The organism is Mycobacterium sp. ACS4331 (assembly GCF_001667265.1).
In the GTDB taxonomy this organism is placed as follows: domain Bacteria; phylum Actinomycetota; class Actinomycetes; order Mycobacteriales; family Mycobacteriaceae; genus Mycobacterium.
The window spans coordinates 62,677-84,556 of the sequence record NZ_LZHW01000093.1; the positions used below are offsets into that span (position 1 = coordinate 62,677).

Annotated in this window: 20 protein-coding genes; 13 read left to right on the forward strand and 7 right to left on the reverse strand. The window is 69.2% G+C overall.

The features are described 5' to 3' along the window. The first annotated feature begins 124 nt into the window (after positions 1 to 124). Positions 125 to 613, forward strand: a complete 489-nt coding sequence (locus A5727_RS21745) for a MarR family winged helix-turn-helix transcriptional regulator (protein WP_068254892.1) — start codon at positions 125 to 127, stop codon at positions 611 to 613. Here the strand turns inward: A5727_RS21745 and A5727_RS21750 are convergent. Further along, complete coding sequence (locus A5727_RS21750) at positions 603 to 2,189, reverse strand: Na+/H+ antiporter (RefSeq protein WP_068254895.1); 1,587 nt, start codon at positions 2,187 to 2,189, stop codon at positions 603 to 605. The two genes, A5727_RS21745 and A5727_RS21750, sit on opposite strands and share 11 nt — an antisense overlap. A 98-nt stretch (positions 2,190 to 2,287) precedes the next feature. Between A5727_RS21750 and A5727_RS21755 the strand changes: the two genes are divergently transcribed. The 6 genes from A5727_RS21755 (at position 2,288) to A5727_RS21780 (ending at position 8,619) form a co-directional block, all read left to right on the forward strand. Further along, positions 2,288 to 2,599: a UBP-type zinc finger domain-containing protein gene (locus A5727_RS21755; protein WP_068254899.1), complete on the forward strand. Its 312-nt coding sequence runs from the start codon at positions 2,288 to 2,290 to the stop codon at positions 2,597 to 2,599. Beyond that, positions 2,596 to 3,780 (forward strand): formate-dependent phosphoribosylglycinamide formyltransferase, encoded by a 1,185-nt coding sequence (gene purT, locus A5727_RS21760; protein ID WP_068254902.1) that lies wholly within the window; start codon positions 2,596 to 2,598, stop codon positions 3,778 to 3,780. Before A5727_RS21755 ends, purT begins: the two co-directional genes overlap by 4 nt. Continuing rightward, positions 3,777 to 4,220, forward strand: a complete 444-nt coding sequence (locus A5727_RS21765; protein WP_157521500.1) for an Rv0361 family membrane protein — start codon at positions 3,777 to 3,779, stop codon at positions 4,218 to 4,220. The genes purT and A5727_RS21765 overlap by 4 nt, the downstream gene beginning before the upstream one ends. An 86-nt stretch (positions 4,221 to 4,306) precedes the next feature. Next, a complete protein-coding gene (locus A5727_RS21770) occupies positions 4,307 to 4,720 on the forward strand; it encodes a rhodanese-like domain-containing protein (RefSeq protein ID WP_068254904.1) in 414 nt (137 codons plus the stop codon). Continuing rightward, positions 4,717 to 5,937 carry an O-succinylhomoserine sulfhydrylase gene (locus A5727_RS21775; RefSeq protein ID WP_068254906.1) on the forward strand — a complete coding sequence of 407 codons (1,221 nt, stop codon included), beginning with the start codon at positions 4,717 to 4,719 and terminating at the stop codon, positions 5,935 to 5,937. The genes A5727_RS21770 and A5727_RS21775 overlap by 4 nt, the downstream gene beginning before the upstream one ends. 54 nt (positions 5,938 to 5,991) lie before the next feature. Further along, positions 5,992 to 8,619, forward strand: a complete 2,628-nt coding sequence (locus tag A5727_RS21780; RefSeq protein ID WP_068254907.1) for a LuxR C-terminal-related transcriptional regulator — start codon at positions 5,992 to 5,994, stop codon at positions 8,617 to 8,619. Between the two features lie 7 nt (positions 8,620 to 8,626). On the opposite strand, the gene A5727_RS21785 is transcribed toward A5727_RS21780, so the two are convergent. Then, positions 8,627 to 9,490: an SDR family oxidoreductase gene (locus tag A5727_RS21785; protein ID WP_068254911.1), complete on the reverse strand. Its 864-nt coding sequence runs from the start codon at positions 9,488 to 9,490 to the stop codon at positions 8,627 to 8,629. A gap of 113 nt (positions 9,491 to 9,603) precedes the next feature. Here A5727_RS21785 and A5727_RS21790 point away from each other — a divergent pair, with 113 nt between their 5' ends. Genes A5727_RS21790 through A5727_RS21800 form a run of 3 tightly spaced genes read left to right on the forward strand, consistent with a single transcriptional unit; the run spans position 9,604 to position 12,466 of the window. Next, positions 9,604 to 10,614: an LLM class flavin-dependent oxidoreductase gene (locus A5727_RS21790; protein WP_231992182.1), complete on the forward strand. Its 1,011-nt coding sequence runs from the start codon at positions 9,604 to 9,606 to the stop codon at positions 10,612 to 10,614. Beyond that, the gene (locus A5727_RS21795; protein WP_068254913.1) at positions 10,611 to 11,732 is read left to right on the forward strand and encodes an LLM class flavin-dependent oxidoreductase; all 1,122 of its coding nucleotides are present in this window, start codon (positions 10,611 to 10,613) and stop codon (positions 11,730 to 11,732) included. Before A5727_RS21790 ends, A5727_RS21795 begins: the two co-directional genes overlap by 4 nt. Next, positions 11,729 to 12,466: an LLM class flavin-dependent oxidoreductase gene (locus A5727_RS21800; RefSeq protein ID WP_068254916.1), complete on the forward strand. Its 738-nt coding sequence runs from the start codon at positions 11,729 to 11,731 to the stop codon at positions 12,464 to 12,466. The genes A5727_RS21795 and A5727_RS21800 overlap by 4 nt, the downstream gene beginning before the upstream one ends. On the opposite strand, the gene A5727_RS21805 is transcribed toward A5727_RS21800, so the two are convergent. Continuing rightward, positions 12,453 to 13,202: an MBL fold metallo-hydrolase gene (locus A5727_RS21805; RefSeq protein ID WP_068254919.1), complete on the reverse strand. Its 750-nt coding sequence runs from the start codon at positions 13,200 to 13,202 to the stop codon at positions 12,453 to 12,455. The two genes, A5727_RS21800 and A5727_RS21805, sit on opposite strands and share 14 nt — an antisense overlap. A 56-nt stretch (positions 13,203 to 13,258) precedes the next feature. Between A5727_RS21805 and fgd the strand changes: the two genes are divergently transcribed. Continuing rightward, positions 13,259 to 14,269 carry a glucose-6-phosphate dehydrogenase (coenzyme-F420) gene (gene fgd, locus A5727_RS21810; RefSeq protein WP_068254923.1) on the forward strand — a complete coding sequence of 337 codons (1,011 nt, stop codon included), beginning with the start codon at positions 13,259 to 13,261 and terminating at the stop codon, positions 14,267 to 14,269. A 42-nt stretch (positions 14,270 to 14,311) separates the two neighbouring features. On the opposite strand, the gene A5727_RS21815 is transcribed toward fgd, so the two are convergent. Genes A5727_RS21815 through A5727_RS21825 form a run of 3 tightly spaced genes read right to left on the reverse strand, consistent with a single transcriptional unit; the run spans position 14,312 to position 16,954 of the window. Then, positions 14,312 to 15,115: a GntR family transcriptional regulator gene (locus A5727_RS21815; protein WP_068254926.1), complete on the reverse strand. Its 804-nt coding sequence runs from the start codon at positions 15,113 to 15,115 to the stop codon at positions 14,312 to 14,314. Between the two features lie 16 nt (positions 15,116 to 15,131). Then, complete coding sequence (gene fabG, locus A5727_RS21820; protein ID WP_068254930.1) at positions 15,132 to 15,908, reverse strand: 3-oxoacyl-ACP reductase FabG; 777 nt, start codon at positions 15,906 to 15,908, stop codon at positions 15,132 to 15,134. 8 nt (positions 15,909 to 15,916) lie between these two features. Beyond that, on the reverse strand, positions 15,917 to 16,954 hold the full coding sequence (locus A5727_RS21825; RefSeq protein WP_068254934.1) for a phosphotransferase enzyme family protein: 1,038 nt from the start codon (positions 16,952 to 16,954) through the stop codon (positions 15,917 to 15,919). 289 nt (positions 16,955 to 17,243) lie between these two features. Between A5727_RS21825 and A5727_RS21830 the strand changes: the two genes are divergently transcribed. Together A5727_RS21830 and A5727_RS21835 are read left to right on the forward strand one after the other, a co-directional pair. Next, positions 17,244 to 18,812, forward strand: coding sequence for an APC family permease (locus A5727_RS21830; protein ID WP_068254938.1), 1,569 nt, complete (start codon positions 17,244 to 17,246; stop codon positions 18,810 to 18,812). Between the two features lie 47 nt (positions 18,813 to 18,859). After that, entirely contained in the window at positions 18,860 to 20,152 is a 1,293-nt protein-coding gene (locus A5727_RS21835) for an aspartate aminotransferase family protein (protein ID WP_068255038.1), read from the forward strand. Here the strand turns inward: A5727_RS21835 and A5727_RS21840 are convergent, their stop codons facing one another. After that, positions 20,153 to 21,877 carry an ArnT family glycosyltransferase gene (locus A5727_RS21840; protein ID WP_231992183.1) on the reverse strand — a complete coding sequence of 575 codons (1,725 nt, stop codon included), beginning with the start codon at positions 21,875 to 21,877 and terminating at the stop codon, positions 20,153 to 20,155. Between the last annotated feature and the right edge of the window lie 3 nt (positions 21,878 to 21,880).

The following is a 21,880-nucleotide window of genomic DNA, read 5'->3' on the forward strand; positions in this document are numbered from 1 at the left end:
GACCAGCAGTGCGATCAGCCAGGATCGACGTGATGTGACGGCATGCGCAAGACGACTCCAACTCACGGAGCCCAAGATACCCAGATAGTTCAGTTGCTTAAACATTGTGTGATCTGGCTACTCTGTGCCGGTGTCGCCACGGGACGATCTTGAGCGTCTGATCGCTGCGGATGTGCGGTCGCTGACGGCCGAGTCCGAACGGATCGGGCGTGTCTTCGCAGCGCGGAACGAGCTCGGCAGCAACGACTTCCGCGCCCTGGTGGACATCATGGTGGCCCACGACGCGGGGACCCCGCTGACCGCGGGGGAACTGCGGGATCGACTCGGTCTGTCCGGTGCGGCCATCACCTATCTGGTGGAGCGGATGATCGCCTCCGGCCACCTCACCCGGGAGGTCGATCCGGACGACCGGCGCAAGGTGATCCTGCGCTACGCCGACCACGGCGTGGAGGTGGCGCGCAGTTTCTTCACACCCCTGTCGGTCCACCACCACCGTGCGCTGGCGGACCTGCCCGACACCGACCTGGAGGCCGCGCACCGGGTCTTCGAGGCGATCGTCGCGGCCATGCAGTCCTTCTCCGAGGACCTGCACGATCGGCCGGTCACCGATTGAGCGTGGCCTCCTGCAGGTCCAGATCCCGCATCAGCGTGCGCAGCACCTCGTCATCGATGTGGTCGGCGTCGCGTTCGGCGACGAACGTCTCGCGTTCGGCGGCCAGCATGTCCAACCGGAGGCGGCGGAAGGCCGCCGACGGTGCCGGGCCCAGTTCCTCCTCCCCGCGGCCGAGGCGCTCCTCCCAGGCCTCGTTGCGTCGCCGCCGGTTCCACTCGCGCAGCACCTTCGCCGCCCTCTCGTAGGAGTCCATGGGCTTTCCCGCGGCGCGAGCCCTGGCGAGCCTGTCCTCGAGGCGCCGGTCGGCGGCTTCGGCAGCGCGGGTGCGCACGGCGACGATGGCCAGTGCGTCCGAATGCGCCTCCTCGTCGCCGCTGACGCCGAGACGCCGGATCAGCCACGGCAGCGTCAAGCCGTGCAGCAGCAGAGTGCCCACGACCACGACGAACGTCAGGAAGATCACGTATGGGCGTCCCGGGAAGGGGGCGCCCGACAACGTCGTCAACGGAACGCCGAAGGCTGCGGCCAACGACACCACACCGCGCATCCCGGCCCAGGCGACCACCAGAGTTCCTGCGGCGGTGGGTTTCTCGCGACGTGGATGCGGCACCAGGTAGGTGAAGCCGAACACCCAGGCGATCCGCACCCCCAACACCGTCAGGGTCACCGCGGCCGACGACAGGACCAGGGTCGCGGCCGGGATGCCCTCCATCGCACGCACCACCTGAGGCAGTTGCAGGCCGATCAGCAGGAACGCGAACGACTCCAGCAGCAACTGCACCGCGCGCCAGACCGCGTCGTCCTGCAGGCGAGTGGCGTAGCCGGCCTCGGTGGAGCGGTGCCCCAGAATCAGGGCCGCGACCACCACGGCCAGCACGCCCGAACCGTTGACCTCCTCGGCGATCAGGTAGATGACGAACGGCGCCAGCAGACCGATGGCGCTCTCGGCCACCGAATCGTCGAGCCAACTGCGGATCTGCACGATCACCTTGCCGATCACGAAGCCCACCAGCACTCCGCCGGCCACGGCCCACGCGAAGACCCCGAGCGCGTGCTGCACGCTCTCGGCCATGCCGATCGCCAGTCCGAGCGTCACCTTGTACGCCGTGAGCGCGGTCGCATCGTTGAGCAGGCTCTCGCCGCCGAGCAGCGTCATGGTGCGCCGTGACAGTCCCAGTCGGCGGCCGATCGCCGTGGCCGACACCGCGTCCGGCGGGGCCACGATGGCGCCGAGGACCAGCGCGGCGGCCAGCGTGAGTTCCGGGACGGTGCGGTAGGCGACGAAGCCCACCGCGAACGTCGTCGCCAGCGGGAGCCCCACGGCGAGCGCGCTGATCGGGGCGAAGTTGCGCCGCAGGCTGACATACGAGCTCTCCAGGCCCGCCGACCAGAGCAGTGGCGGCAGAACCACGAACAGCACCAGTTCCGGGTCCAGTTCGACGTCCGGCACCGCCGGTATCAACCCCACGGCAAGCCCCGCGACCACCAGGATCAGTGGCGAGGACACGTTGTAGCGTCGCGAGATCGCCGACAGCAGCACCGCTCCCAACAGGACCGCCAACAGTTCGGCAGACATCGAGACAAACCTCCGCTCCGGGCGCGCGCCCCTATTGTGGAAACCATGCGCAGCACCCCCCTCCGCAGCATTCACCATCTCGCGGACCGGGGCGCCCCATGAGGTTGACCCGCCGGTCCTCGGCCCCCGTGGACGACGGCGCCACCGGCTGTTCCCACCTGCGGGCCGCGCGAGGCATCACCGAGCCCGTGCCCGGTCCGCACGTGTGCCAGGAGTGTGCGGCCGACGGTGTCACAACCTGGGCCCACCTGCGGATGTGCCTGGAGTGCGGGCACATCGGCTGCTGTGATTCCAGCCCCGGTCAGCACGCCACGGCCCACTTCCGGGACACCGGCCACGCCGTCATGCGCTCGATCGAACCCGGTGAGGACTGGCGCTGGTGCTATGTCGACTCGGAGTTGCAGCAGTGACCGGCACACCGGGGGCCCGGGCGCCCCGCGTGCTGCTCCTCGGTGCCGACGAACTGGGCCGTGAGGTGGTGGCCGGCTTCACCCGGCTCGGTGCCCACGTCATCGCGGTCGACGGGCATGCCGACGCGCCGGCCCTGCAGGTCGCCGACGAGTCCGCGGTGGTCGCGCTCACCGAGCCGGGCGCACTGACCGCGGCCATCGAGCGGTTCCGACCCGACTGCGTGGTGTCGGCCACCGACGCGGTCGCCGCGGACGCGCTCGCGACCGCTGAGACCGGACCGGCGACGGTGGTGCCCAGTGCGCGCCGCGCGCGGCTGAGCCTGGACCGGGAGGGGATGCGCCGACTCGCCGCCGACGACCTGGGGCTGCCGACCGCGCCGTTCTGGTTCGCGGGGTCGGTCGAGGAACTGCAGAGCGTCGCGCTGCATGCGGGCTATCCGATGGTCGTCAAACCGCTGATCGCGGTGCCCGGCGCGGGGCAGTCGGTGCTGCTGCGCGACGACGACGTCGCACCGGCCTGGGAGGCCGCGGTGTCGGCGGGCGGGCGGTTCGCGCACCGGCGCGTGCTGGCCGAATCGGTCGTCGAGATCGACCACGAGGTGACCCTGCTGGCGGTGCGCAGCGCTGATGCCGGCGCACCCCAGTTCTGCGAACCCATCGGGCACCGGCACGTCGACGGTGTCCTGGAGTGCTGGCAGCCCCAGCAGTTGACACCGGTGGCCTTGGATTCGGCCCGGTCGATCGCCGCACGTATCGTCAACGCGTTCGGTGGAAGGGGTGTGTTCGGAGTGGAACTGCTGGTCCGCGGCGACGAGGTGTACTTCTCGGATGTCACCGCGCTGCCGCACGACAGCGCGCTGGTCACGGCGCGCACGCAACGGCTGTCGGTGTTCGACCTGCAGGCGCGGGCCGCCCTGGGGCTGCCCGTCGACACCATCATGATCTCGCCGGGTGCGGCCGAGGTGACCTACCAACCGCCCGCGGGCGCTGAGCTGGCCCCGCGCCTCGACGCGGCGCTGCGAACCCCGGAGAGCGACGTGCTGGTGTTCCCATCATCGACCGCGACGGCGGGCGGGACGCGGACCCGGTTCGGGGTCGCACTCGCCACGGCTCCGGACGTCCAGAAGGCTCGGGAACGGGCCCGGCAGGTCTCGGCGGCACTTCGCGGGGAGGAGTCGTGATCGGCCGCAAGCCCGACTCCAGCGGAACCAGCGCCGCGCCGTTCCTGGCCGCGCTCGCGATCATTGTGCTCGCCGTGATCGGAATCGGCGTCGTCACGCTGTTCCGCGGCGGCGAGGACAGCAGTCGGGAGTCCGTCGTGCGGGCCGCGATCGCGCACAACGACGCGCTGCAGCGACTCGACTACGCCGCCTTTCGCGCCACCACGTGCCCCGAGCAGCAGGGCACAGAGGCCACCGTGCTCGACGAGCAGCGCGCCTCGGTGGCCGCCCGAGGTGCACGCTACGTCGATGACGTGCTCGGGATCTCGGTCGACGGGGACACCGCGACGGCCACCGTCGTCTATCACTTCAAGAACTCCGAAGACGACAAGATCGAGACCAAGTCGGAGTTCGTCAACACCGACGGCACCTGGCGGCTGTGCACGCCGGGGCCTCGCTGACCCTCCCCGCGGGGAGCGCGTGACGCGGGTCGCATGAGGGCGGTCTCGCTGTCAGCCGCCGGAGTCGGTGTGGAAAACTCCTCCGGGTGAGTTATGCAGGCGATATCACCCCTGAAGAGGCGTGGCAGATACTCAGCGACAACCCCGATGCGGTGCTCGTCGACTGTCGTACCGATGCCGAGTGGAAGTTCGTCGGGGTGCCTGACGTGTCCAGCCTCGGCCGCGATGCCCTGTTCATCGAGTGGAGCCGCACCGACGGAACTCGCAACGACGGATTCGTCGACGACCTCGTGGCCGCCGGGGTCCAGCCCGGTGAGCGTCCGGTGATCTTCCTGTGCCGGTCGGGCAACCGCTCGATCGGCGCCGCCGAGGCCGCGACCGCGGCCGGAATCGCGCCGTCCTACAACGTCCTCGACGGCTTCGAGGGCAACCTCGACGACCAGGGTCATCGCGGCGGCACCGGATGGCGCGCCGTGGGCCTGCCCTGGGTGCAGTCATGAGCGAGGTGCCCTCCGTCCGCATCCCCGCTCCGCTGCCCGACGGTGTCAGCCAGGCCACGATCGGGGTGCGTGGCGGCCTGCTGCGCTCGAACTTCGAGGAGACCGCCGAGGCGCTCTACCTGAACTCCGGGTACGTCTACGCCAGCGCGGCCGACGCCGAGAGGGCGTTCACCGGCGAGATCGACCGGTACGTGTACTCGCGCTACGGCAACCCGACCATCACGATGTTCGAGGAGCGGCTCCGCCTGATCGAGGACGCGCCGGCGGCGTTCGCGACCGCCACCGGCATGGCCGCGGTGTTCACCGCACTCGGCGCGCTGCTGTCCGCCGGGGACCGTCTGGTCGCGGCCCGCAGCCTGTTCGGGTCCTGCTTCGTGGTCTGCAACGAGATCCTGCCGCGGTGGGGAGTCGAGACCGTGTTCGTCGATGGCGATGACCTCGAGCAGTGGGAGGCCGCGCTCAGCACGCCGACGCAGGCCGTGTTCTTCGAGACCCCGTCCAATCCGATGCAGTCGCTGGTCGACATCGCCGCCGTCAGCGAACTTGCGCACGCCGCAGGTGCGAAGGTGGTGCTGGACAACGTCTTTGCCACCCCGCTGCTGCAGCAGGGGATGCCGTTGGGTGCCGACGTCGTCGTGTACTCGGGCACCAAGCACATCGACGGCCAGGGGCGCGTCCTGGGCGGGGCGATCCTGGGTGACAAGGAGTACATCGACGGGCCGGTGCAGACACTGATGCGGCACACCGGTCCCGCGATCAGTGCGTTCAATGCCTGGACGCTGCTCAAAGGGCTTGAGACGCTTGCCCTCCGGGTCAACCACAGCACCGCCTCGGCGCTGCGCATCGCGCAGTTCCTGGAGGGTCACCCCGGCGTGCGCTGGGTCCGGTACCCGTTCCTCGAGTCGCATCCGCAGCACGAACTGGCCAAGAGGCAGATGTCCGGCGGCGGCACCGTCGTCACGTTCGAACTCGACGCCCCCGCCGACGGCGGCAAACAGCGTGCCTTCGAGGTGCTCGACAAGCTGCGGTTGATCGACATCTCCAACAACCTCGGTGACGCCAAATCCCTCATCACCCACCCGGCCACCACGACGCATCGCGCGATGGGCCCGGAGGGCCGCGCCGCGATCGGTCTGGGCGACGGCGTGGTGCGCATTTCCATCGGCCTGGAGGGCACCGAGGATCTGCTGGCCGACCTCGATCAGGCGCTGTCCTGACCACGAATGGTCGTTAGCCCCAACTGAAAGGCCAGACGGGGTTATAGTCGGCCCGTGATCAGCGGGGAGGCGCTGACCGGGCGGGACAGTGAACTGGCGACGCTTCGTCGGGCGCTGAGTGGGGTCGGCAACTACGCGGGCGTGGTGATCGCCGGGGCCGCAGGCGTCGGCAAGACCAGGCTTGCGCGTGAACTGCTGACTCAGGCCGCCGCGGCCGGCACACGGACGAATTGGGTGGTCGGCACGGCATCGGCGCGGCCGATTCCGCTCGGTGCCTTCATGGCAGCGCTCGGAGACACCATCAACGAGCCGAGTCCCAGCGTGCGCCGCGTGATCAATTCTCTTGTCTCCCAGCAACGTCAGGGTCGCATCACGATCGGCGTCGACGATGCGCACCTGCTCGACGGATTCTCCGCTCACGTGGTGCACCAGTTGGCCCAGACGCGCGAGGCCCGGCTGGTGGTCACGGTCCGCACGGGGGCCGGGGAGCCCGACGCTGTGCGCGCGCTGTGGAAGGACGGCCTGCTCGCGCGTCTGGATCTGGAGCCGCTGTCGGCGGAGTCGACACGGGCCATGGTCGAGGCCGTGCTCGAGGGTCCGGTGGATGCCCGCAGTGCCCAACGGTTTTGGCGGCTCACCGGCGGCAATGCGCTGTTTCTGCAGCAGCTGTTGAAGGACCAGGTGGCCGCGGGCCGGGTCCGCCGGGTGGCGGGGGTCTGGATCTGGGACGGTGACGTCGCGGTCTCGCAGAACATGACGGATCTGGTGGGCACTCAACTGGACCGGCTGTCACCGGAGTTGGCCACGGTGGTCGACGCGCTGTCGCAGTGCGAGCCGTTGCGCGTCGACGTCCTGGCGGACCTCGTCGGCCGTGCGCCCCTGGAGGCCGCCGAGCAGATGCGTCTGATCACCGTCGATCGCAGCAACGATCAGTTGTCAGTGCGGTTGGCCCACCCACTGTTCGGAGAACTGCGCCGGGCCGCGGTGGGGGAGATGCACCTGTCCAAGGTGCGCGGCACACTGGCCCAGCGGCTTGCGGGTCACACCGATGGGGATCCGCAGGTCACCGTCCGGCGCGCGCTGCTGACGCTGGAGTCCGACCTGCCGCCGGATCCGCCGCTGTACACCGATGCGGCCCGGCACACCATGAGGCTGTTGGACCTCGAACTCGCCGAGAGATTCGCCAAGGCCGCCGCGGATGCGGGGTCCGAGGACGCCGCCGAGGTCATGGCGGTCAACCGCTTTCTGGCCGGCGACGGCGACAGTGCCGAGGAGTTCCTGCGAGAGCTGTCGGAACGCGACGACGGCGACCGTCACCGCTGGACCACGCTGCGCGCCGCGAACCTGATCTGGATGCTCGGGCGTCCGCGCGAGGCGGAGCGACTGTTGGCCGCACTCGCCGGGCCCGACGAGACCGAGGACCAGCGAGCCGCCCGGTACTCGGTCGAGGCGTGCGTGGATGCGGTGTTCGCCCGGTGCGCGGAGGCCGAGCGCAAGGCACGCGAGGCACTGGACTCGGGTGCGCTGTCCGACCAGAACGCCATGCTCGCGGCGGTGGCGCTGGTCATGGCGGCGGGTGCGCTCGGGCACGCCGAGGACATCGGGGTGGTGACGCGGGCCGCGCAGGAGCGGGCGGCCAAGTCGTACGAGAGCTCGCACATGCGGTTCTGGTTCGCCGGGGTGTATGCGAGGGCGTGCCGGTTGACGGGTCGGATCGAGGAGTGCCGGCGCGCGGCGGACACGCTGTCCGCGCTGGCGCAGGACATGCCGAGCCTGGCCTACGCGAATCTGGTGTTCATGGCCGGGGTCGCCGACCTGATGAGCGGTGACGTGGGGTCAGCGGTCAAGAAACTGCACGAGGCGCTGGCCGGGGTTGAGAAGCACGGGGTCACGACCGGTCTGCGGCCCGCCTGCGTCTTCGCCCTGGCCGAGGCGCACGCGAAACTGGGTGAGGCCGAGGCGGCCGCGGAGATGGTGGCCGAGGCACGCCAGAGCGTGCGACCCGACGCCCTGTTCATGCAGACGGGGTTGGCGCTTGCGACGGGATGGGCGCTGGCGGCGGCCGGATCGCTGCAGGAGGCCATCGACACCGTGCTGGTCGAGGCCGCGGTCGCGAGGGACCGGGGCCAGCTCACCCACGAGCTGGCGTGCCTGCAGGCCGCGGTGCAGTGGGGCGTGCGGGACGGCCTCGACGTGGTTGCACAGCGGGCTGCCGAGTTGTCGGCGCAGCTGCGGCTGCCCCTGGCGGATGCGGTCGCGCTGCACGCCAAGGCCCTGCTGGCGCGCGACGGCGAGGGGCTGCTGGCGGCGTCGACGGCCTACCAGAAGGTGGGTGACCGCGCGACGGCCGCCGACACCGCGGCCCAGGCCGCGGTGGCGTTCACGGGCGCGCAGTCGCGCAGCCGGGGCCTGTTCGCCGCCTCGGTCGCGGCGCAGATGGCCAGTGAGTGCGGCGGTCTGTGCACTCCCGCGACCCGCAGCCCGGCCACGCCGACGCCGTTGACGGGCCGTCAGCGAGAGGTGGCGGAGTTGGTGGCCGCCGGGTTGGCCAACAAGGAGATCGCCGACAAGCTGGTGACGTCGGTGCGCACCGTCGAGGGCCACATTCTTCGCGCCTGCCAGCGCGTGGGTGCCACATCGCGGGCCGAACTCGCCCGGATCATGCGGGCGGGGCCCGGTTAGGGCCGGGTCAGTTGTCGGGCTTCTCCTGCACGCCGGTGGCGTTCTGGGCGCGCTGTTCGTAGGCCGCCCTGGCCGAGGTGTCGAAGTTCAGGAACACGGTGTCGTTGCCCAGCTTGTGCGACAGCCAGCGCCTGCCGCGGGCCGGGAGCAGTTGCGTCAGGGCGCCGACGGCCCGCAGCGGCCCCGGCACGGACAGATGGGTGATCGACGGTTTGTCGAGCACCTTGGCGACACCCGCCGCGATGTCCTCGGGTTGTACGGGCTTCTGCGCGCCGCTGGCGTCGGTGCCCGAGATCAGCTCGGTGTTGGTGAACGTCGGGAGGACGACGCTGACCTTGACGCCCTGCGGGGCGAACTCGTCGGCGAGCGCGGTGGACAGGCCCACGACCGCGAACTTCGTGCCCGCATAGACGGCCTGGCCCGGGACCGCGACCATGCCCGCCATCGAGGCGATGTTGACGATGTGCCCGCTGCGGCGCTTGACCATCTCCGGCAGCACCAGCCGGCACCCGGTGAGCACACCGCAGAAGTTGACCTCGACCGATGTGCGGATGGCCTGATCGGTCTGCTCCAGGAACGGGCCGACCGGCATCACGCCCGCGTTGTTGATCAGCACGTCGATGTGGCCCGCGCCGTCGGTGCGTGCCTTGTCCAGGAACACCGCGAACGACTCGGGGTCCGTCACGTCCACGGGGTAACCCGTGGCCTGGCCCAGGCGGACCAGCTCGCCGACGGCCTGATCGAGGACAGCCACGTCGCGGTCGCCGATCACCACGCGCGCACCGCGGGCCAGCAGGGCCTTCGCGGTCGCGTAACCGATGCCGCGGGCAGCCCCCGTGATCGCGATGGTCTTACCCCTGATGTTGTCCATGAGCCGGACTTTACACGTGTCAAGTTTTTCCCGACAAGGGCGAATTTGGGCTCGCGGTGAGCAGAACCGGGCGCAGGAATGCATTTCGCGGCGCCACGTTGGACCCTGGTGTGGTGATCGGTACCGCGGACGCCGCAGCGTCCCCGAGCGGTCAGCTGCATGTCGCTGTGGCCCTGGACGGCTACGGCTGGCACCGGCTGGCGTGGCGCAGCGCGCTGCGAGACGACCCCGGCGCGCCGTCGGCGCTGTCCGGGGACCATTGGGCCGCGCTGGCGGTGACGGCCGAGCGGGGACTGCTCGACTTCGTCACCGTCGATGACACGTTGACGCCGCAACCCGGCCGACGCGCCCACATCAGCCCGGGTCGGCTCGCGGGCCGGGGTGACGCGGTGCTGGCCGCGGCGCGCATGGCCGCCGCCACCGAGCACATCGGGGTGATTCCGGTGGCCACCGTGACGCACACCGTGCCGCAGCGGGTCGCCCGCGCCATCGCCACGCTGGATGCCCTGTCGGCCGGCCGGGCCGGCTGGCAGGTGCGGGTCAGCACGTCGGCGCATGAGGCCGCGCTGTTCGGCCGTGGCGGGCCCGGGGCCCCGGACGCGCTGTTCGACGACGCAGTCGACTCCCTGGAGGTCGCGCGGCGCTGTTGGGCGGACGCGGACCCATCGCCACCGCAGGGCCAGCCGGTGATCGCGGCGTTGGCGCATGCCACCCGTGTCTATGAGTTCGCTTCTGCGGCAGCGGATCTGGTTTTCATCACGCCCGGCGACGACGACGAGCTGCAGGCGCTGCTGGCCGAGGTGGCAGCGCTGGGGGATCTCAGGGTGTATGCCGACGCGGTCGTCACCTTCGGTGGTGACACCGCATTCGGTTCGGATGCAGTCATTCTCGACGACGGTCCCGAGGAGATTGCCGAACTGATCGTGCGCTGGCACGACATCGGCGTGCACGGTGTCCGGTTGCGCCCTGCGGTGCAGCACCGGGATCTGCCCGTCATCGTCGACCGCGTGGTGCCGCTGCTGCAGCGCACCGGCCGGTTCCGCTCCGCGTACGCCGACGGCGAGACGCTGCGCACCCGTCTGGGGCTTCGCTGTCCCGCCGACCGAAATGTGGCCACCCCATGAGTGATTCGATCGACGTCCCGCTGTCCGTGCTCGATCTCGCGCCGATCAGCGCGGGCAGCGACGCCTACACCGCACTGCGCAACGCCGTCGACCTCGCCCAGCACGCCGAGCGGTGGGGCTACCGACGGTACTGGCTGGCCGAACACCACTTCGTCGCTGTCGCGAGCTCCCAGCCCGCGGTGCTGGCCGGGCAGATCCTCGCCGCCACCAACCGCATTCGCGTCGGGGCGGCCGCCGTGCAGCTGGGTTTCACGACCGCGATCGCGGCGTTGGAGAGCTTCGGCATCCTGGCCGCGCTGCATCCGGACCGCATCGACTTCGGGATCGGCAGATCCGGCCAGCGGCGCACCGAGGCGCAGCGTGAACGTCCGCGCGCGCCCCGGCCGCCCCGGGTGTGGCAGGAGGTCGACGGCGTCGTGATCCCGCCGCCGTTCGATCTCCGTGCGGTGATGTCCAGTGCCCGGATGAAGGCCGCGACGAGCGTGCTGACGGCCCCTGGGGCGACCGCACCCGACTTCGCCGATCAGGTCGCCGACATCCTGGACATGATCGAGGGCAGCTTCGCCGTCGACGGTGTCGACGTGCATGCGGTCCCGGGTGAGGGGAGTGGTCTGACGCCCTGGATCTTCGGCAGCAGCAAGGGGCAGAGCGCGCAGGTCGCCGGGGCGCGCGGGCTCCCGTTCGTGGCCAGCTACCACATCACGCCCGCCACCGCGCTCGATGCCGTCGAGGCCTACCGTGCCGCGTTTCAGCCGTCGGCGGCGCTCGCCGAACCGTATGTGGTGATCTCTGCGGACGTCGTGGTGGCCGACGACGAGTCGACCGCGCGCCGCCTGGCCGCCAGCTACGGCGCCTGGGTGTATTCGATTCGGGCGCAGGGAGGTGCCGTGCCCTATCCCGACCCGCGCGACTGCCCGCCGCTGACCGAGGAACAGGCCGCCGTCGTCAAGGACCGCACCGCAACCCAGTTCGTGGGCGATCCGGATCAGGTGGCACAGCGCTTGAGCGCGCTGCAGAAGCTCAGCGGCGCCGACGAACTGGTGATCACCTCGGTCACCCACGGCCACGCCGACCGGCTCCGCAGCCACGAACTGCTCGCGCAGCGGTGGGGACTGTGACCTCAGACGGGCTCGGCCACAGGCGGATTCATCTGGCCGCCGTGGTCTCGGGTACGCCCGGTGAGGTGGTGTCGCAGGCCCGCACCGCAGAGCGGGGCTGCTTCGACTTCGTCATGCTGCGTGAGGGTGGGCCCGACCCGCTGACGATGTTGGCGGCGGTCTCCGGTGCGACCGAGCACATCGGTCTGGTCGCCGCGGTGGACGCCGAATCCGCTGAGCCCTTCGAAGTGTCACGGCAGCTGGCAACATTGGATCACCTCAGCGCCGGTCGGGCCGGCTGGATCCTCGCCGGCGGGGAGGGCTCGGCCCGCACCCGCGAGTTCGTCGAACTGGTGGCTCAGTTCTGGGACTCCTGGAACGCCGGTGCGGTGCTCGCCGACGTCGACTCCGGCAGCTACAGCGACCCGGCCCGGATCCGGCCCGTTGACTTCGCCGGTGACCACTTCCTCGCGCACGGCCTGGCGACCCTGCCCGCAGGTCCCGGTGGGCATCCGGTTCTGGTGTCGGACAGTGATTTTCGACCTGTATCAGAACTCAGTGGGACGCCCGATCGCATCGCCGACGAGATGGTCGCGGGTGTGCACTCACACGCGTGCGACGGCTTCATGGTGCCCGCCGACGGTCTGTCCGAGTTCGTCGACTCCGTGGTGCCGGTGCTGCAGGCACGCGGTGTCCTCCGTACCGGCTATGCCGGAGCGACGCTGCGTGAACACCTTGGGCTCACCGATGTCTAGGGGTGGCCCGGTCCGCGAGTTCCCGGATGGGGCCGTGCCACAGATCGCCGTGCCCGGGGATCAACACCTCGGTCTCGAGCAGGGCCAGCGCCCCGAGGCTGCGCACACATCCGGCCTCGTCGTGGTTGAACACGCGGTGCAGCAGTTGGGGCCCGCGCCGCGTCGAGGTCGGATGCCCCGTCACCAGGGCGTCACCGGACACCAGCACGCCGTCGACCAGGAACGAGCAGTGTCCCCCGGTGTGACCGGGGGTGGGGATCGCGACCGGACGACCCGGCAGCGTCCTCGCGACGTCCTCGGAGAACGGTTGTGTGGACGGGATTCCGGCGTGGTTGAACGCGCCTTTGCGGGCGATGTCGTATGACCACTTCAGCCATCTCGGCTGCCACGCGTGCCTGGCCACGCCCGCCGGCGACGCCTGCTCGAGGTACTCCCGTTTGGCGTGACCGACTTCGTCGGCGTGGCAGTACACCGGTGTGCGGTGTTCGGCGGCGAACCAGATCGCGGTGCCGAAATGGTCGATGTGGGCGTGCGTCAGGAGAATTGCCATGACGTCCTCGGGAGCGCACCCCAGCTCACGCAGCGACGCCAGCACCTGCGGGCGGTCGCCGGGGAACCCGGTGTCGATCAGGATGACGCCCTCGGAACCGATCACCAACGTCCAGTTCACCAGCGGCGTCTGCGCGAGGTGGACCGAGTCGGTGACCTGGATCAGCTCGACGCGCGCGGCGGTCATGGGCCGAAGTCTAGTGGCGTGCCGTCCGGAAGAGGATGAGGAGTAGAAAGGACATCGTGGCTGAACTCAAACTGGGATATAAGGCTTCGGCGGAGCAGTTTGCGCCGCGCGAACTCGTCGAACTTGCGGTGGCCGCCGAAGAGCACGGGATGGACAGTGCCACGGTCAGCGACCACTTCCAACCGTGGCGCCACGAGGGTGGCCACGCACCGTTCTCCTTGGCCTGGATGACCGCGGTCGGCGAGCGCACTCAGAACCTGCAGTTGGGCACGTCGGTGCTGACCCCGACGTTCCGCTACAACCCGGCCGTCATCGCCCAGGCCTTCGCCACCATGGCGTGCCTGTATCCGGGCCGGATCTTCTTGGGCGTCGGCACGGGTGAGGCGCTCAACGAGATCGCCACGGGCTATATCGGGGAGTGGCCGGAGTTCAAGGAGCGCTTCGCGCGACTGCGCGAGTCGGTGAAGCTGATGCGCGAACTCTGGCTGGGTGACCGGGTCGACTTCGACGGCGAGTACTACCACCTCAAGGGCGCCTCGATCTACGACGTGCCCGAAGGTGGCGTGCCGGTGTACATCGCCGCGGGCGGACCCGTGGTGGCCAAGTACGCGGGCCGCGCCGGTGACGGATTCATCTGCACGTCGGGCAAGGGCGAGGAGCTGTACAAGGACAAGCTCATCCCGGCCGTCAAGGAGGGCGCCGAGGCCGCTGGCCGCAGCGCCGACGACATCGACCGGATGATCGAGATCAAGATCTCCTACGACACCGACCCGGACCTGGCGCTGGAGAACACCCGGTTCTGGGCCCCGCTGTCGCTGACCGCCGAGCAGAAGCACTCGATCGACGACCCGATCGAGATGGAGAAGGCCGCCGACGCGCTGCCGATCGAGCAGGTGGCCAAGCGCTGGATCGTCGCCTCGGACCCGGATGAGGCCGTGGCCAAGGTCAAACAGTACGTGGACTGGGGGCTCAACCACCTGGTCTTCCACGCCCCGGGCCACGACCAGCGGCGGTTCCTGGAGCTGTTCCAGCGCGATCTCGAACCGCGGCTGCGCAAGCTGGGCTGACCCAGCGGCCTCTCGGGAGCGCTCGGGTGAGAGGAGCGGGGCCTAGATGGCGAGTTCGACGCGGCCGTCGGTGCCGCGGCGCTCGCGGTGGGCGGGCGTGATCTCGGCGCTCGACATCGTGCCGCTCGACATCGTGGCGGTCAGCCGGACCCGGTCGGCCCGGAACAGGTCATAGGCGTACTCGAACGGCCGGCCGCGGGCGTCGCGCGCGACCCTGGTGATCGCGAGCAGCGGCCTGCGCTGGGAGATCTCGAGCCACAGCGCCTCCCGCGGGCTTGCGCTGACCACCTCGATGGTCTCGGTGGTGCTGGCCGGCACCAGGCCGTAGCGGATCCGCAGCAGCTCATAGATCGAGCCGCCGAGCGGCTGCTCCAGCAGGTCGTGCACCTGGTCTGCGACAAAGCACCCCTGGTCCACCGACAGCGGCACCCCGTCGGCATACCGGAGCCGCCGGATGGTGAACACCTCGGCGTCGTCGTCGATTTCGAGTGCGGCCGCCTCGGCGGGCGTGGCGGGCCTGCGGTCCGTCGCAAGCACTCGGGTGGCACTGGTGTGCCCACCGGAATGAAGCCGCGCGGGCAGGCCCGCGAGTTCGGCCGCGTTGCGTTCGACGACGTCGGCGCGCACGAATGTGCCCCCGCCGCGTCCGGTCCGCCGTTCGAGGACCCCGGCCTGGCTCAGCGGCAGCAGAGCGCTGCGCAGCGTAGCGCGGGACACCGCGAACGACTCGGCCATCTCACGTTCGGTGCCCAAGCGCGATCCGGGCCGCAGATCCCCACGCGCCAGCATGGACAGGATCCGTCGCCGGACATCCTCGGCGACGGGTCCGCCGGCGGACTCCTCCATGGCGTGCCGACCTTCCCTACGGGGCCACCGCGTCCGGGGACTCGGGCAGCACCTGCCCGCCGTCCACGGCGATGGACTGTCCGGTGATGTAGCTGGCCTCGCGGCTGGCCAGGAAGGCTGCGAGGTGGCCGATGTCCTCCGGTGTGCCCAGCGCGCCGGCGGGGATGCTGCGGGTCATGCCCGCGATGTAGTCCGGTCCCATCTCCGCCAGGCCCTCGGTCATGATGTTGCCGGGCAGGATCGCGTTGACCGTGATGCCGTGCGGTGCCAGTTCGATCGCGGCGGTGCGCATGAAGCCCAGCTGTGCGGACTTGGACGCGCCGTAGTGCGACCAGCCGGGAAAACCGGTGATGGGCCCCGTGATCGAGGACGTCAGGATCACGCGCCCGGAACCCGAGGCGATCAGCGCGTCGAGGCAGGCCTGCACGGCGTAGAAGGTGCCCTTGACGTTCACGCCGAGCACCTCCTCCAACTGCTCGGGGGTCATCGTGGACAACTTCGCATCGGGGAAGATGCCGGCGTTGGCGCACAGCACGTCGATGCCTCCGAAAGCGTCGGTGACGGCTTCGGCCAGCGCGGTGCACGAGTCGCGGTCGGAGACGTCGGCCCGCACCGTGATGACCTTGCCGGAGCCCAGGCCGTCCAAGTCGCCGGCACACGCGTCGAGGTGGTCCTGTGAGCGCGCCGACACCGCGACATTGGCACCGGCCCTGGCGAACACCGTCGCGATTCCCCGGCCGATGCCCCTGCTGCCCCCGGTGATCAGCACCGACCGGCCCTCAAGGTCGAACATGGATTCTCCTATCTGGTCGCGGGCTGACCGGCGCGAGTGATGGCTTCGGTCAACCAATCCGGGTCTTCGAGGTAGCGCTGGGCCAATGCCGCGGTGCCCGTGGCGAATTCGGGTCCCACGGCGATGGCCGCGTCGGCGTCGTGATGTGAGGCCGTCCACGCGGTGAGGTGGATTCGGCGCAGCATCACGAACGTCGGGATCATCGCCAGGTCTGCGGCGGGGAGGGGCCTTCGGGCCAGGTACCCCGAGAGCCAGTCGGAGATGATCCGTTCCGCGGCCGGGGTGTCCTCGATCCACGACACCACCGCGCCCAGGTCGGCCAGATGCCAGGACCATCCGCAGTCATCGAAGTCGATCACGGTGATGCCGTTGTCGGGCGCAGCCGGATCGACCATCAGATTCGCCAGGCGCAGATCGGCGTGGACCAGGCCGAAGCGGTCCGGGCGCATCCCGAATTCCGCGAGCCTGCCTGTGATTTCGGCGACAGCGCGTTCGATCACCGCACGATCTGAAGCGGTCAGCGACGGTGCCGCCCGCCAGTCGCCCCAGCGGGCGTGCGGGCCGATGATGGCGTCCAGGTCCCAGCGGAACCTCGTGAAGTGTGCCGGTGCGGTCCAGGACTGCACGTGGTCGTGCATGATCGCCGTCAGCTCTCCGAGTGCGTCGAATCCGACCACGTCGGGATTCTCTTCGGCCGTGCACCCCGGGACGAAGCTCACCGCGTCGACGTACAGGGTCCGGCCGTCCACGTGGGCCGTCGTCACCGGTTCACCGCGCAGGTTCGGCACCAGTTCCGGTGTGCGGACACTCGTCTGCGTCCGCAACGCGGCCATCCAGTCCAACTCGGATCGGATCTCTTCGAGGCTGTGGTAGCCGGGGCGATGCACCCGGAGCACCACCGGTGCGTCGTCACCCCCCACGTCGCCCACGAGGTATGTCGCGTTCTCCGAGAGGCTGAGCAGTCGCAGCGGCGTGTCCGGGGCGCGTCCATAGGCGCCCAGGGCCGCCCGAGCGAAACGCTCGTGGTCTTCGGGCAGTCCAGGCATAGGGGAGATTCTGGCCCATAAGACGGCGACGAGCAGACCAAAAAACGCGATTTAACATCGCTGTTTCACAGCGGACACATGGCGCAACACGCGCTGCGCTGACAGCATTCTCACAGCTTATTTTTGGAGTTGACCAGCGTTCATCTCGCCAGTAGCTTCTGTCGTCATCGCGCGACAGAGTCGTCACCGATCACTTCTGCACCGCCCCGGAACAGCCTGCTACCCCGGGGCTTCGGCAATACCAGACCAATTACGGACCTGGTGTTAAGCACTTTCAGACGGGACCACCATGAGCGAAACCATCGATTCGTCCTCGGCCGGATCCTCCGGATCCAGCACATCCGTACAGCGGCTCAAACCCAACGCCGTCGGCCTGATCGGCGTGCTCTTCATGGCCGTGGCCACAGCCGCGCCGATCACCGCGATGGTCGGAAACGTGCCGATCGCAGTCGGTTTCGGAAACGGCGCGTACGCACCCGCGGGTTACTTCGTCGCCACGATCGTCCTGACCCTGTTCGCCATCGGTTACGCGGCGATGAGTAAGCACATCACCGCGACCGGTGCGTTCTACGGCTACATCTCGCACGGTCTGGGCCGAATCGTCGGTCTGGGCGCGGGATTCCTGACCGCACTGGCCTACATGGTGTTCGAGGCGTCGCTGATCGGGATCTTCTCCTTCTTCGGCAACGACCTGTTCAAGTCCTTCTTCGGGGTCGACGTGCCGTGGATCGTCTTCGCGGTCGTGATGCTCGCGGTGAACGCGGTGCTGACCTACTTCGACATCAACCTCGCGGCCAAGGTGCTCGGTGTCTTCCTGATCACCGAGATCATCATGCTCGCACTGATGGCGGGTTCGGTGGTGTTCACCGGCGGCGGTCCAGAGGGCTGGTCGCTGGGATCGCTCAACCCGATCAACGGGTTCACGAGCCTGTCCGGTGAGGTCGCCGGAGTCGACGGCAGCATGATCACGGTCGCGGGATCCGCCGGCGTCGGCCTGTTCTTCGCCTTCTGGTCGTGGGTGGGATTCGAGTCGTCGGCCATGTACGGCGAGGAGTCCCGCAACCCGAAGAAGATCATCCCGATCGCGGTGATCAGTTCGGTGGTGGGAATCGGCGTGTTCTACGTCCTGGTGTCATGGCTGGCGATCGTCGGCACGGGTCCCGAGAAGTCCGTCGCCCTGGCGCAGGACGCCTCGACCGCCGGTGACATCTTCTTCACCCCGGTGCACGAGCACTTCGGCGTGTGGGCCGTCGACATGTTCAAGATCCTGCTGATGACCGGATCGTTCGCGTGCGGCATGGCGTTCCACAATTGTGCGGCGCGTTACCTGTACGCCCTTGGCCGGGAGAACGTCATCCCGGGCATGCGCCGCACCATCGGGACCACCCACCCCGTCCACGGCTCGCCCCACATCGCCGGGTTCGTCCAGACCGGATTCGCCACGGCCGTGGTGCTGTTCTTCGATGTCACCGGGCGCGACCCGTACACGGGTCTGTACGGACTGATGGCCCTGCTCGGCACGACGGCCATCATGATCGTCCAGGCGCTCGCGGCCTTCTCGGTCATCTCGTACTTCCACGTGCACAAGAACCATCCGGACACCGCGCACTGGTTCAAGACCTTCCTGGCACCGCTTCTGGGCGGGCTCGGCATGGCGTACGTGATCTACCTCCTGACCAAGAACGCCTCCTTCGCGGCCGGCTCTGCCGCGAGCGACTGGATCTTCAGCTCCATCCCGATCGTGGTCGGTGGTGTGGGCGTGGCGGGTATCGTGTGGGCCATCTACCTCAAATACAAAGATCCGCAGCGTTATTCGGATCTGGGTCGGACCGTGCTGGAGGAGGCGCACGAACGGTGACCTCACAGTCGCACGCGCACGCCCCGGCGCCGGGGTTCTCCAACATCATGGACTCCAACAGCTACCGCGGCGGTCAGAGTCTCGACCCCGACGCCGCGGCTCTGATCTCCTCGCGGGAGCGCGTGCTGGGCCCGGCGTACCGGCTGTTCTACGAACGGCCGGTACACCTGGTCCGCGGTCAGGGCACCCGACTGTTCGACGCGCACGACACGCCCCACCTGGACGCCTACAACAATGTCGCCAGCGTCGGGCACTGCCATCCGCGCGTGGTCGCCGCCGTCACTCGGCAGCTCGGCCTGCTCAACACCCACACCCGCTACCTGCACGACGGCATCGTCGACTACTCCCAGCGCCTGCTGCAGACCATGCCCGATGAGATCGACCAGGTGATGTACGCGTGTACGGGATCGGAGGCCAACGATCTCGCACTCCGCGTGGCGCAGATGGCCACCGGCGCCACCGGCGTGATCGTCACCAGCGACGCCTACCACGGCAACACCGAGGCGGTGACGGCGATCTCGCCGTCGATCGGCGGGGCGACCACACTGGGACCGCACGTGCGGACCGTCGCGGCCCCCGATTCGTACCGGTGGGGGGAGCGGACGGCCGAGGTCTTCCTGTCCGATGTCGAACGGGCGATCGCAGACCTGGCCCAGGCCGGTTACGGGTGCAGCGCGTTGATCGTCGACACCATCTTCTCCTCCGACGGCATCTACCCCGATCCGACGGTGCTGGCCCCCGCGGTGGCTGCGGCGCGCCGGGCCGGCGCGGTGTTCATCGCCGACGAGGTCCAGCCGGGATTCGGCCGCACCGGGGACGGAATGTGGGGATTCACCCGCCACGGCGTGACACCTGATCTGGTGACGATGGGCAAACCGATGGCCAACGGACTGCCCGTGGCCGCGATGGCCGCGCGGTCGGAGGTGTTGTCCGCCTTCGCGCGCGCAGTGCCCTATTTCAACACCTTTGGGGGCAACCCGGTGTCGATGGCCGCGGCCGGCGCGGTGCTGGATGTGATCGAGGAGGAGGGCCTGATCGACAACGCCGCGCGCGTCGGTGCGGCGCTGCGCACCGAACTGGCCGCGCTGACGGCCGACGACCCGACCATCGGTGAGGTCCGCGGTGCGGGGCTCTACATCGGCGTCGAGGTCGTCGACGGCGCGGGTGTGGCCGACCGGGCGAGGGCCCACGCGATGGTCAACGCCATGCGTGAGCAGCGCGTGCTGATCTCGGTGTGCGGACGTGACGGCAACGTGTTGAAGATCAGGCCGCCGTTGGTGTTCTCGTCCTCGGACGTGGACTGGTTCTGCACGGCGTTTGCGGCGGTGCTGGCGGGCTGATCACCCGGCCGGCGGCCCGGCCGGTGGCTCGGCGACCGCCGGCGAGGGTGGTTCGGTGACCTCGTAGACGCGAAACCGCTCGTCGCCGGTGGCGCCGTAGACGGTGAGCGCCAGCCTTCCGATCCCGGCGCCGTCGGCCCATATCGTCGGGTATCGCCGGTTGACGGCGTCCGCGTCGGTCACGGCTGGATTGACCGTGACGATGTATCGAACTCCGTAGTCCCACGGCCGATTCAGGGCGGCCCTGAAGTCGTAGTCACTGGTGATGACGAACTGGCGGGGGCGGTCGGACTCCAACCAGACCCCCCAGGTGGCGAAGCTGTCCATGAGGACCGAGCCGTCCGGCAGGTTCCGTCGGTCGAAGTAGTCGGCCAGTGTGCGGTCGGTGACCAGGAGGCGCCGATACCACTGCTGCTGGCTGGATTCATCGCCGTCGCGCATGAGCGACATGAGGCCGAACTGCAACTGCTGGTTGCCGATCCGCGAGTCAGCGGAGGCCAGCAGCGTCACTGGGAAGCCGACCGCTATGGACAGTGAGATCAGCACAGCGCCCAGTTTCGCCACTGGAGTGCCGGTGCGCCATCTGCTCGGCTGCTCGGCGCCGGGACGCCAGCAGGTAATCGCGATGCACAGCACCAGCGGGACCGCCATCAGGTAGAACCTGAACCAGCCGAACGTCAGCGACGAGTACTGACCCCACATCGTGAACAGGACCATGGGGCCGATCGCGGCGACTGCGACCAGATGTTCGACCCTTCGGGTGAGGACGGTGAGTGCGACCGCGCCGGCGACCGCGATGACGACGAACGGCTGCATGCCGAGCAGTCGGGCCGCGATCACGACCCAGTCCGAGGACGCCGCCAGGCCCTGTGGGCCGCCGTGGCTTGCCGCGGCAGAGACCTGACTCTCGTTGCCGTACTGCGAGGAGACCGTCGCGAACAGCTGGTCGCTGACGATCCATCCGGTGATCGCCCATATCGCCGCGCTCAGAACGATCGGGAAGGCCACGATGCTGACAGACAGCAGCGAATTCGCGAGCCGTTCGCCCGGCGGTGGGCGCAGCCAGGCGAGGACGGCGACCAGCAGCATGACCCCACATGCGGCAGGGACGAGTTCGTACCGGGCGAGATATCCGACCCCCAAAGCGATTCCGGCCCAACCGAGGTGTCCGGGCCAGCGGGAATCCACCCACAGCAGCAGGTAGCGGACCGCCCACAGGACGCAGAACATCTGCGCCGCCTCGCTCATCCCGGAGGCCCCGTAGACGATGATCGCCGGCTGCAGCGCGAAACATCCCACCGCCAGCCACACCCACCCGGTACCCAGCCCACGGTCCAGCGCGATCCGGCGGATCATCACCGCGGCCGCGGCCATGAACATCGAGCTTTGAATGACACCGGCCAGACCATGTGTCTTGAGCGCCGGCCACCAGTGACTCAAGCCCATCAGCGGAATCTGAACGAGGCTGGGAAGGGGATTCCAGACGAACCCGATGGCCGAGAGATGCGCATGACGACTCATCACCACGTAACCCGCGTTGGCCACCCGGCTCGGGGAGTCGGGGTCGAAGAGGTTGTAGCGCAGAACCAGTACTGCTCCGACGGCGAAGTACAACGCGCTCAGTCCGGCGAACAGTGCCAGGCCCACTGCGCGCCGGGGTTGGTGCGGTGGGCGCTCCAGGGGGGCTGGGGTCGGCGCGCTCGGCGCCGATGCGGTGACGGTCACGGG